The organism is Kitasatospora sp. NPDC096204 (assembly GCF_044763205.1).
Lineage (GTDB): Bacteria > Actinomycetota > Actinomycetes > Streptomycetales > Streptomycetaceae > Kitasatospora.
Window position 1 is genome coordinate 203,081 of record NZ_JBIWFT010000007.1, and the last position, 9,309, is coordinate 212,389.

The following is a 9,309-nucleotide window of genomic DNA, read 5'->3' on the forward strand; positions in this document are numbered from 1 at the left end:
CCCTTCGCAGCTCAACCTCACGGACCTGCGAGGGCAGCTGCGGGACAACCCTCCGGCCCGGCGCGGGGGTTCCGCGCCGGGCCGGGGCGTGTCCTGGCGGGGAGCGCGTTGCGACAGGCGCACGACTCCCATTCAGGTGAACCAGTGGGCCCACTGGGAGGGACGACCTCGGTACGGGGCAGACCGTCGCCGGGAGCGACGAGGTGCCCACCGGTTCGGGGCCTCGGGACTCCCGCCGAACCGCATCCCTTCGTGCGTCCAGTACGGGAGTCCCCATGCGCATGCGCTTCAGCCCCCGCTCGGTCCTCGCGGTCACCGCCGGCGTCCTCGCCCTGTCCTTCGTCAACGTCACGGCCGCGTCGGCGGCCCCCGGCGTCGTGATCATGGAGCAGGGCAGCAACTTCCAGCAGGTCAAGGACCCGCAGGGCGGCCAGTGCTACCCCGGCCTCGGCCCCGACACCGCGATCTTCAACCGGACCAACGGCACCATCCTGATGTTCCCCGACAACTTCTGCCAGACGAGGATCCTCAACCCGCTGGGGCCGGGCGAGTTCCGGCCGGACGAGAACGTCGGCAGCTTCCTCGCCCTGGACTGACCCGGCGGCAACGCCCCGGCCCGGCGCGGACTCCCGCGCCGGGCCGGGGCGTTGCCGCCGGCCGTCACGCGGCGCGCTGGCCGTGGAGGAGGACGGGCAGGGAGCGGTGGGCGAGGGCCTCGGTGGCGCGGGCGGCCTGGGAGGGGGCCATGAAGTCCGGCAGGTCCGGGGCGGGGACGAAGCGGGCGCCGAGCAGGCCGCTCCTGCGCTGCGACGGGACGGTGATCCGGGTGCTGTCGGGGACGGTGCCGCCGTCGAACACCAGGTTGAGGCGCTGCAGGTAGCGGTCGGCGGGGGTGAAGTCGACGGCGAGGATGTCGGTGAGACGCACGATCAGCCCGGTGTCCGCGTGGAGGTGGCGGGCGGCGGCCAGGTGCGGCGGCTCGTTGGGGCGGGCGGAGCCGCCCGGGAGGATCATGCCGTCCATGTAGTCCGGGTCGACCAGGAGGACGTCGCCGCGCTGGTTGCGGATCAGGACGAGGCAGCCGAGCCGGCAGACGGGGGGCTTGGCGAGCAGGCGGGGGTCTTGCATGGGGGTCGCTTTCAGACGTCGAAGGTGAGGCGCTCGTAGCGCAGGCCCTTGCGGAGCAGGTCGACCATGCGCAGGAGGTCGACGGGGCGGGCGGTGAGGTGGAGCAGGTAGCTGCACGTCAGGCGGCCGGTGTCCCAGTCGACTTCGAGGGTCGGGAGATGGACGCCACCCAGGGCGAGGACGGTGGTGAGGTCGTCCAGGACGTCGGCGGCCTTACGGCGCTGTTCGGCGGTCGCGCGGGAGAGAGTGGACATCTCACTGTTCCCCGGGGCGCTTGTGGACCTCGAAGGCCCGCCAGGCGCTGTAGGCGTCGCCGAAGAAGACGAAAGCGGCCAGGTCGCCGCCGGGGCGGCGCAGCCACTCGCCGGTCATCTCGTTGCGGACCCGGTAGCGGTCGGCCTCGGGATCCCAGCGGACGCCGTAGCCGTGGAGGCGCGGGAGTTGGTCGTGGGGCATGGGAATGGAACCCTCTGCGATCGGAGTTTCACGTTCTGTGCACATGGTGGCGCAAGGTCCCCTAGGATCAGAAGTGGCTTGCTACTTGCCATGAGGCACTGCGGGAGTTGAGGGCTGCCATGAACAAGAAGAAGATTGACCCGGAGTCGAGCCCCTGGGCGCCCTTCGGAATCCAGCTCAGGGCCTTCCGAGAGGCCCGGGACCTCCTCCAGGAGGAGCTGGCCCCGCTCATCGGGTGCTCCCCCTCGCACCTCTCCTACATCGAACTTGCGCACCGGCCGCCGACTCGCAAGCTCGCGGAGCTCGCCGACATCGCGCTCGACACGGGCGGCACGATGCTGCTGATGTGGTATCAGCTGAAGAACGCCGCGATCCTGGAGGGTTTTCCGGAGTACGCCCGGTACGAGTCCCTTGCGGAGCAGATCAGGATCTTCGAGATCGACGTCATCGCCGGACTCCTGCAGACCCGGGCCTATGCGACCGCAATCGAGATGGGCTACGTCAGGCAAGGCAACGGGACCGAGGAGCTTGCCAAGGAGCGCATCGAGTTCAGGCTCGCCCGTCAGAAGATCATGGAGCGCACTCCGCCACCGCTCGTACATGTGGTGCTGGACGAGAGCTGCCTGAGGAGGGTCGTCGGTGGACGAGACGTCATGGTCGAGCAGTTGCTCCACCTTGAGAAGTTGGCCGAGCGACCTGAAGTGCTCATTCAGGTCGCGCCGTTCACCCTCGGTGAGAACCGGCCGTTCACGCGCGTGGTCCACCTCCTTACCATGCCGAACCGCAAAGTTCTCGCCTACGGAGAGATTGAGCAGCGCGGCTACATCGATCGCGATACCAAGTCAGTCGCCGTACTGACCAAGAGCTACGATCGGCTTGTGGTCGAGGCCCCTGGCCGGGCCGAATCGTTGGCTTTCATCCGTGCGGCAAGGAGGGACTTGGAGTGGATGTCGACCTGACTGACGCTTCCTGGCGGAAGAGTTCATACAGCGGCGGTGGTGGCGGTGCGTGCATCGAGGTCGCCGACGGCTTCGCCGGCGTCATGCCCGTACGCGACTCCAAGGACCCCTCCGGTCCAGCCCTCCTCTTCCCCGCCGCCGCCTGGCAGGACTTCGTCACCGCCGTCCGCATCGGCGAGTTCGACTCCCACTGACCGTGACCACCGGCCCCGCCGCCCCATCCCCGGGGCGGCGGGGCCGAGCTGTGCGTACCCGCAGTCATTCACCCGAATGGAGCACACGGACTGCCTGCTCCCGGCGCGCATCGGCGTGCGCGGATTCCTACGGTGGAAGGAGGGGGCAACCGGGAGGACCCAGGATACGGGCGACTGCTACGGCCGTCTCTCCGGCGCGAAGGCGTTGCCGCGGCGTCGCAGCGAGGACGGAGCGACCCCATGACGACCGCATCCACGTGGCACATGCCCGCAGAGACCGGGAAACAGGCACGGACCTGGATGGCCTGGCCCGTCGCCGACTACGGCACCACCGCCGAGGAGGCGCGCAGGGCCTGGTCGGCGGTGGCCAACGCGATCATCGAGCACGGCGGCCAGCCGGTCACCATGCTGGTGACCGCCGACGAGGAGCCGTACGCGAGGAAGCTGCTCGACGACAAGGTCACGCTGCTCGTCACCAGACTGGACGACGGCTGGGCCCGGGACACCGGACCGACCTTCGTCGTCGACGCCCAGCGCAAGCACCTGGGCGCGGTCGACTGGGTGTTCAACGCCTGGGGCGCCCAGGAGTGGGCGAGTTGGGCCTGGGACGCCCGGGTGGCCACCACGATCGCCGGGGAGGCGCACGCCGAGATCATCCCCTCCGAGATGGTCGCCGAGGGCGGGGGCTTCCACACCGACGGCGAGGGCACCTTCCTCGTCACCGAGACCGTGATGCTGGACCCGTACCGCAACCTGGGCTGGACCCGGGACCGGGTCGAGACGCACTTCCGCCACGCGTTCGGTGACTGCAAGCTCATCTGGCTGCCCCGCGGACTGACCCGCGACTACGACCGGTTCGGCACCCGCGGGCACGTCGACCTCATCACCACCTTCACCGAGCCCACCCGGCTCCTCGTCCACTCCCAGGGCAACGCGCAGCACCCCGACCACGAGGTGTCACAACGCACCATCGCGCTCCTGAAGCAGGCGACCGACTTCAAGGGCCGGCAGCTGACGGTGACCGAGGTGCCCGCGCCGAAGACCCTGCACACCCCGGACGGGGGCTGGACGGACTACAGCTACATCAACCACGTGGTGTGCAACGACGCCGTCATCGCCTGCAACTTCGCCGACGACGCCGACCACGAGGCCAACGAGATCCTGCACGCGGCCTACCAGCGCCCGGTCGTCCCGGTCGACGCCCGGCCGCTGTTCGCCCGGGGCGGCGGCGCCCACTGCATCACCCAGCAGGAGCCGGCCATCGGCTAGGCGCGCCGGCGCGGAGCCCGCAGGACGGAGGACGAGATGAACACGAAGCCCGATCTCGCCGAGAAAGTCGGCGAGTTGAAGGAACAACTGGTCAAGGACCTGATGGATCTCGTCAGCATCGCGTCGGTCTACGACGGCGAGACCTTCAAGCTCCAGCCGGTGAAGGACGCCGCCAACAAGTGCGCGACGCTGCTGAAGGGAACGAAGGTCGAGCAGAAGTGCATCGGCGACAAGGACAGGAACGCCCCGCTGGTGTACGCCACCTGCGGACCCGACAACCCCCCGAAGGGGACGCCCACGGTGCTGCTGTACGCGCACTACGACGTGGTGAAGGCCGGGGACTGGGGCGAGGCCGCGTTCAAGCCGGTGATCGAGGGCAACCGGGTCAGGGGCCGGGGCGCCGCCGACGACAAGTCGGGGGTCATGATGCACGTCGGCGCCGTGCGGGCCTTCGACGGCAAGCCGCCCGTCAACCTGAAGATCGTCCTGGAGGGCGAGGAGGAGTCGGGCGACACCCTGGAGACGTACGTCCGGAAGAACGCCGACCTGTTCAAGGCCGACTTCGTCGTCATCGCGGACGCCGGGAACTACCGGCTCGGTGAGCCGACGTTCACCACCAGCCTGCGCGGCGTCGTGGACGTCGACGTCACGGTCAGCACCGTGGGGATCCCCAAGCACAGCGGCGTGTACGGCGGCCCGGTGCCGGACGCGTTCATGGTGCTGGTGCGCATGCTGGCCAGGCTGCTCGACGACGCGGGCGACGTCGCGGTGCCGGGCCTGGTCCGGGAACACTGGCAGGGCCACGAGCCGGTCGAGCAGGAGTTCCGCAAGGAGGCCGGCGTGCTGGGCGGGGTGCGGCTGATCGGCACGGACACGCTCGGCAGCAGGCTGTTCGACAAGCCCTCGCTCAACGTGGTGGGGCTCGACGGCGTCCCGTCGATGAAGGACTCCATCAACCTGCTCCGGTCGACGGTGACCGCCCGGGTCAGCCTGCGCATCGCCCCGAAGGAGAAGCCGGAGGACGCCGCCGCCCTCCTCAGGAAGTTCCTGGAGAGCAGCGCGCTGAACCCGTGGAACGCCAAGGTCACCGTGAAGCCCGTCGACGCGGGCGGTGCGGGCTTCGAGGCGGACACCACCCTGCCCGGGTTCGCGGTGGCCCGCAGCGCCATGATGCACGCCTATCCCGGCAAGGACGTCACGTTCACCGGCGACGGCGGTTCCATCCCCCTGGTCACGCAGCTCCAGACGATCAACGAGAAGTCGCCGCTGCTGCTGATCGGCTGCCAGGAGCCGACCTGCCTGATCCACTCGTACCCCGAGAGCGTCGACATCGACGAGCTGGCGACGATGGCGCTCGCCGAGTGCTACCTGCTGGACCTCCTGGGCTCGGGCGCGAAGGCGACCGGCCTGGAGGCCATGGCCCCGACGGCCGTCCCGGCGGGCCGGTAGGCCGGTAGGCCGCCCGGCGGCCGGACATCCACGGATCCCGCAGATCCCGCAGATCCCGCAGACTCCGCAGATTCCACAGACCAAGGACATGCCATGGAACTCATCTCCCCCGTCGCCCCCGCGGTCGCGGGTGCTTGGCTCCCCTCGGACCAGGGCTTCCTCAGGGACTGGCTGGACGACCTGATCGGGGACATCGACCACAAGGCCCCGCTGAAGAAGTCCGTCGACGCGTTCCACCAGCTGATCGAGGACGACCCCCAGGTGTACATGCTCTTCAACGACATGCTGTGGCAGCTGTCCCACCGGGAGACGCCCACCGGATCCCCCCAGGTGAAGACGGTCGACGATCTGCTGCAGCTGTTCAACACGGCCATCCAGAGCGCGCCCAGGTACAACACCTCCGGGCTCGTGGGCTTCCCGATCAACGCGATCCTGAACTGGGCCATGGGCACCCAGGCGGGCTTCGCCGCGTTCCTCAACGACAAGGTCAACGCCTGCTTCAAGGACATGCTCGACGAGTGGGCCGAGTACCTCACGACCGACGCCTCGAAGGACGTGCTGGACAAGGAGGACGAGAACAGCTGGTTCGGCGAGAAGGCGCTGGAGGCGATGCCGGACTTCGAGAAGACCTTCGTCTGCGATCCGACCGACCGGTACTACGGGTTCACGTCGTGGGACGACTTCTTCACCCGCAGGCTCAAACCCGGCGTGCGGCCCGTCGCCTCCGGTGACGCGGAGGTCGCCAACGCGTGCGAGTCGGTGCCCTACCGGCTGGCCACGAAGGTCAGGGAACGCGACACGTTCTGGCTGAAGGGGCAGCCGTACGCCCTCGCCTACCTGCTCGACTCCGCCCACAGGACGCCGGCCGAGCCGGACCCCGACGACTTCGTCGGCGGCACCGTCTACCAGGCGTTCCTGAGCGCCCTCAACTACCACCGCTGGCACAGCCCCGTCGACGGCACGGTCAGGGCCGTTCGCCACATCCCCGGCACCTACTACTCCCAGACGCCCGTGGCCCTGTGCGACGTCGCGGCGCCCGACCTGTCCCAGGGCTACATCGCCCACCTCGCCGCCCGCGCGGTGGTCTACATCGACGCCGAGAAGCCGGCCGTCGGCACGATGGCCTTCGTCGCCATCGGCATGGCCGAGGTCTCCTCCTGCGACGTCACGGTGGGCCCCGGCGACGAGGTCGAGCGGGGTCAGGAGATCGGCACGTTCCACTACGGCGGCTCCACCCACTGCCTGGTCTTCGGCCCGGACGTGGACCTGGAGTTCGTCCCCCCGGTGTTCCCGGGCACGTTCAACCTCCTCGTCAACACCAAGGTCGCGACGCTGAAGTAGCCGGACGCCCCTTCCGTGAAGGCCCCCGGAGCGGGAAGCCGGCCCGGCCGAACTCCCGCTCCCACCCGGCGCGTAGGGGGCCGGTACGCTCCGGAGATGACCGACCACGGCATCGCCCAGCCCTCCTTCCGCCGGCAGGTCGTCCAGGCGGTCTCCGCCCTGGCCGACCCGGCCCTGCGGCGCGAAGTGCGGCTCGACCCCGGCAAGTTCGAGGACCTCGACTACACCGTCTGCGTCCTGTTCGACGACTTCTGCGACGCCGACGAGCCCTACCCCTGGCTCGGCCGGAGCCTGCGCACCACGGAGGAGGTCGAGTTGATGGCCGCCCTCGGCGTCGCCTACACCGCCGTCCAGGACGCCCTCGGCCTCTCCACCCCCGGCGCCGCCCCCGGCATCACCCCCGGCATCACCCCCGGCGCCGCCCAGCTCGACGCCCCCGGCTGGCCCGCCGTCATCGCCGCGGCCGCCCGCCTCGCCCCGCTGCTCGCGGCCAACGACGCGGTGGCGTGAGCTCCGCGCCCGCCCGGATAAATTCCGGTGCGCCCGCCGGATCGCCCCGGTAACCTGCACGGCCATGGCATCGGAACTTGAACGCCCCCCGCTCCTGGCGGACGAACGCACCGCGATCGTCGGCTGGTTGGACCTGCAGCGGAAGATCCTGCGCTGGAAGTGCGAGGGGCTGAGCGAGGAGGACGCGCACCGTTCCGTCCTCCCCAGCTCCCCGGCGATGACGATGGCCGGCCTCGTCTCGCACATGCGATGGACCGAACACCTGTGGCTGGAGGTGCTGTTCCTCGGCGGCGACGAGAAGCAGAACCCGTCGTTCGACAGGTCGGACGAGGGCGCCGACTGGCGCACCGGCGGCCGCACCCTCGCCGAGCTGCTCGCCGAGTACGAGGCCCAGTGCGCGCGCAGCGACGAGATCGTCGCGGCGGCCTCCCTGGACGACGTCGGCCGCCACACCGGCTACCACAGCGGCGGCGCCAACCTGCGCTGGATGCTGATCCACCTCGTCGAGGAGACGGGCCGGCACGCGGGGCACGCCGACATCGTCCGGGAGCTCCTGGACGGCTCGAAGGGCTACTACTAGGCACGTCCCGAACGGCTGATCCCTGGCCCGGACGCTTCCGACTCGGTTGCGTCCGGGCCCGGTTCGGCGGTTCGGCGTGGGCGCGGCTGCCCAGCCCGCAGCTCGTCACCCCGCCCGTCCTGGCGGCCATGCAGCTGGAGATGCTCTTCGACCACATCGGCATCCTCCTCAACGGCCCGGCGGCCGCGGCCTCGCCGCTCACCGTCGGCTTCACCGTCACCGGCGGCTGGCGGGCGATCCCCACCAGTGCACCGTCCAGCTGCGCAACGGGGTCCTCGTCCACACTCCGGCCCCCGCGCCCGACGGCGCCGACGCCACCTACACCGTCACCCGTGACGGCCACCGGCTTCTGCACGCCGCACGGCGTGACCGTCATCGGATGACCCGGCCGGGCACTCCGGTAGCTGCACGGCCGGGGCGTGGATCACCCGATCCGCGCCCCCGCTCCCCCGCTCCCCCGTTCTCAGCACCGGCACCGTCCGGCCCGTCCCGGCGAAGCCCTGGTGAAGCCTTGGCGAGTGGGAAGTCGGCCGGGCCGACTTCCCACTCCGCCCGGCCCCTCCCCCGGTCGGGCTACTCCCCGCCGCTGTCGTCCGGCAGGCCGAACAGCGGCCGGCAGGGCGTGAGCCCGTCGAGCGTGACGGGGACGCTGTGCCGCTGCTGCCAGCGTTCGCGGGTCAGCAGCAGGCGGCGTTCCGTCACCGCCCGGCCGCGGACGGCGTGGCGGGTGGTGCCGTCCGGTTCGTAGCCGTGCTTGCGGGAGACGGCGTAGGAGGTGGGGTTGTCCTCGAAGGCGCCCGATCTGGCGTGCCGGGCGCCGAGGCCGGCGAAGGCCAGGTGCAGGACGGCGGCGCGCATCTCGGTGCCGATGCCCTGGCGTTGGTGGCGGGTGCCGAGCCAGGAGCCGGTGGAGACCTGCCGCAGGACGGCGAAGTCGCGGGCGGCGAGGGTCTGCAGGCCGACGACCCGGCCGTTCTCGAGGACGGCCAGGTTGAGGGCCCAGTCGTCCGGGGACCAGTTGCCCAGGCGCAGCCAGTGGTGCTGGACGACGGAGCGCGCCCGCCGGGCAGGGGGAAGGTCGGTCCACGGCACGATGAAGGGCATGCGGTCCGGTTCGTGGACGCCGGCGGCCGCGAGGTCGGCCAGGGCGGCGAGTTCGTCGTCGCGGGGCAGGCGCAGTTCCAGGCGGGGGGTGTGCAGGCGCAGGCCCAGCAGGGGCCAGTGGTCGGTCAGCATGTGCCATTGTCGGAGGCGGCGGCGGTGGCGGTCATCCGGATTTTCGGGCCCCTGCGCCGTACGGCCCCCTGTCGCGGGGGGGGGGGGGGGGCGGGGGGGGGGCGCCCCCCCCCCCCCCCCCCCCCCCCCCCGGAAACACCACCACGGCCCGCAACACGACCCCCACCAGCAGAGGGGGGGGGAGGGG

The 9,309-nt window shown here is 70.7% G+C and carries 13 protein-coding genes; 9 read left to right on the top strand and 4 right to left on the bottom strand.

The window, feature by feature from the left end; translation table 11 throughout:
• The first annotated feature begins 275 nt into the window (after window positions 1–275).
• A complete protein-coding gene (locus ACIQ87_RS10310; protein ID WP_402404418.1) occupies window positions 276–596 on the top strand; it encodes a hypothetical protein in 321 nt (106 codons plus the stop codon).
• Between the two features lie 64 nt (window positions 597–660).
• Here the strand turns inward: ACIQ87_RS10310 and ACIQ87_RS10315 are convergent, their stop codons facing one another.
• From ACIQ87_RS10315 to ACIQ87_RS10325, 3 genes are read right to left on the bottom strand one after another with little or no spacing between them, the layout of a single operon-like run.
• Window positions 661–1,128 (bottom strand): NUDIX domain-containing protein, encoded by a 468-nt coding sequence (locus tag ACIQ87_RS10315; RefSeq protein WP_402404420.1) that lies wholly within the window; start codon window positions 1,126–1,128, stop codon window positions 661–663.
• 11 nt (window positions 1,129–1,139) lie between these two features.
• Window positions 1,140–1,382, bottom strand: coding sequence for a hypothetical protein (locus ACIQ87_RS10320; RefSeq protein WP_392919226.1), 243 nt, complete (start codon window positions 1,380–1,382; stop codon window positions 1,140–1,142).
• A gap of 1 nt (window position 1,383) precedes the next feature.
• On the bottom strand, window positions 1,384–1,584 hold the full coding sequence (locus ACIQ87_RS10325) for a hypothetical protein (RefSeq protein ID WP_402404423.1): 201 nt from the start codon (window positions 1,582–1,584) through the stop codon (window positions 1,384–1,386).
• Window positions 1,585–1,703: 119 nt separating this feature from the next.
• On the opposite strand from ACIQ87_RS10325, the gene ACIQ87_RS10330 reads away from it, so the two are divergent.
• The 8 genes from ACIQ87_RS10330 to ACIQ87_RS10365 all read left to right on the top strand — a co-directional run bounded on the left by ACIQ87_RS10330 (window position 1,704) and on the right by ACIQ87_RS10365 (window position 8,269).
• Window positions 1,704–2,543 carry a helix-turn-helix domain-containing protein gene (locus ACIQ87_RS10330; protein WP_402404426.1) on the top strand — a complete coding sequence of 280 codons (840 nt, stop codon included), beginning with the start codon at window positions 1,704–1,706 and terminating at the stop codon, window positions 2,541–2,543.
• Window positions 2,528–2,737, top strand: a complete 210-nt coding sequence (locus ACIQ87_RS10335; protein ID WP_402404429.1) for a DUF397 domain-containing protein — start codon at window positions 2,528–2,530, stop codon at window positions 2,735–2,737. The genes ACIQ87_RS10330 and ACIQ87_RS10335 overlap by 16 nt, the downstream gene beginning before the upstream one ends.
• Before the next feature lie 240 nt (window positions 2,738–2,977).
• Window positions 2,978–4,006: an agmatine/peptidylarginine deiminase gene (locus ACIQ87_RS10340; RefSeq protein ID WP_402404432.1), complete on the top strand. Its 1,029-nt coding sequence runs from the start codon at window positions 2,978–2,980 to the stop codon at window positions 4,004–4,006.
• A 36-nt stretch (window positions 4,007–4,042) separates the two neighbouring features.
• The gene (locus ACIQ87_RS10345) at window positions 4,043–5,455 is read left to right on the top strand and encodes a M20/M25/M40 family metallo-hydrolase (RefSeq protein WP_402404435.1); all 1,413 of its coding nucleotides are present in this window, start codon (window positions 4,043–4,045) and stop codon (window positions 5,453–5,455) included.
• A 93-nt stretch (window positions 5,456–5,548) separates the two neighbouring features.
• A complete protein-coding gene (locus ACIQ87_RS10350) occupies window positions 5,549–6,796 on the top strand; it encodes a phosphatidylserine decarboxylase family protein (protein ID WP_402404438.1) in 1,248 nt (415 codons plus the stop codon).
• 96 nt (window positions 6,797–6,892) lie between these two features.
• Window positions 6,893–7,306 carry a hypothetical protein gene (locus ACIQ87_RS10355; protein WP_402404441.1) on the top strand — a complete coding sequence of 138 codons (414 nt, stop codon included), beginning with the start codon at window positions 6,893–6,895 and terminating at the stop codon, window positions 7,304–7,306.
• 64 nt (window positions 7,307–7,370) lie between these two features.
• Window positions 7,371–7,886 (top strand): DinB family protein, encoded by a 516-nt coding sequence (locus ACIQ87_RS10360; RefSeq protein ID WP_402404443.1) that lies wholly within the window; start codon window positions 7,371–7,373, stop codon window positions 7,884–7,886.
• Window positions 7,887–8,014: 128 nt separating this feature from the next.
• A complete protein-coding gene (locus tag ACIQ87_RS10365; RefSeq protein WP_402404446.1) occupies window positions 8,015–8,269 on the top strand; it encodes a hypothetical protein in 255 nt (84 codons plus the stop codon).
• Window positions 8,270–8,459: 190 nt separating this feature from the next.
• Here the strand turns inward: ACIQ87_RS10365 and ACIQ87_RS10370 are convergent, their stop codons facing one another.
• Entirely contained in the window at window positions 8,460–9,122 is a 663-nt protein-coding gene (locus ACIQ87_RS10370) for a GNAT family N-acetyltransferase (protein WP_402404449.1), read from the bottom strand.
• Window positions 9,123–9,309: the final 187 nt, after the last annotated feature.

Excerpts from the sequence above, each read along its gene's own strand:
- ACIQ87_RS10310 (WP_402404418.1), top strand. The coding sequence starts at position 276 with ATGCGCATGCGCTTCAGCCCCCGCTCGGTCCTCGCGGTCACCGCCGGC.
- ACIQ87_RS10315 (WP_402404420.1), bottom strand. The coding sequence starts at position 1,128 with ATGCAAGACCCCCGCCTGCTCGCCAAGCCCCCCGTCTGCCGGCTCGGC.
- ACIQ87_RS10320 (WP_392919226.1), bottom strand. The coding sequence starts at position 1,382 with ATGTCCACTCTCTCCCGCGCGACCGCCGAACAGCGCCGTAAGGCCGCC.
- ACIQ87_RS10325 (WP_402404423.1), bottom strand. The coding sequence starts at position 1,584 with ATGCCCCACGACCAACTCCCGCGCCTCCACGGCTACGGCGTCCGCTGG.
- ACIQ87_RS10330 (WP_402404426.1), top strand. The coding sequence starts at position 1,704 with ATGAACAAGAAGAAGATTGACCCGGAGTCGAGCCCCTGGGCGCCCTTC.
- ACIQ87_RS10340 (WP_402404432.1), top strand. The coding sequence starts at position 2,978 with ATGACGACCGCATCCACGTGGCACATGCCCGCAGAGACCGGGAAACAG.
- ACIQ87_RS10345 (WP_402404435.1), top strand. The coding sequence starts at position 4,043 with ATGAACACGAAGCCCGATCTCGCCGAGAAAGTCGGCGAGTTGAAGGAA.
- ACIQ87_RS10350 (WP_402404438.1), top strand. The coding sequence starts at position 5,549 with ATGGAACTCATCTCCCCCGTCGCCCCCGCGGTCGCGGGTGCTTGGCTC.
- ACIQ87_RS10355 (WP_402404441.1), top strand. The coding sequence starts at position 6,893 with ATGACCGACCACGGCATCGCCCAGCCCTCCTTCCGCCGGCAGGTCGTC.
- ACIQ87_RS10360 (WP_402404443.1), top strand. The coding sequence starts at position 7,371 with ATGGCATCGGAACTTGAACGCCCCCCGCTCCTGGCGGACGAACGCACC.
- ACIQ87_RS10365 (WP_402404446.1), top strand. The coding sequence starts at position 8,015 with ATGCAGCTGGAGATGCTCTTCGACCACATCGGCATCCTCCTCAACGGC.
- ACIQ87_RS10370 (WP_402404449.1), bottom strand. The coding sequence starts at position 9,122 with ATGCTGACCGACCACTGGCCCCTGCTGGGCCTGCGCCTGCACACCCCC.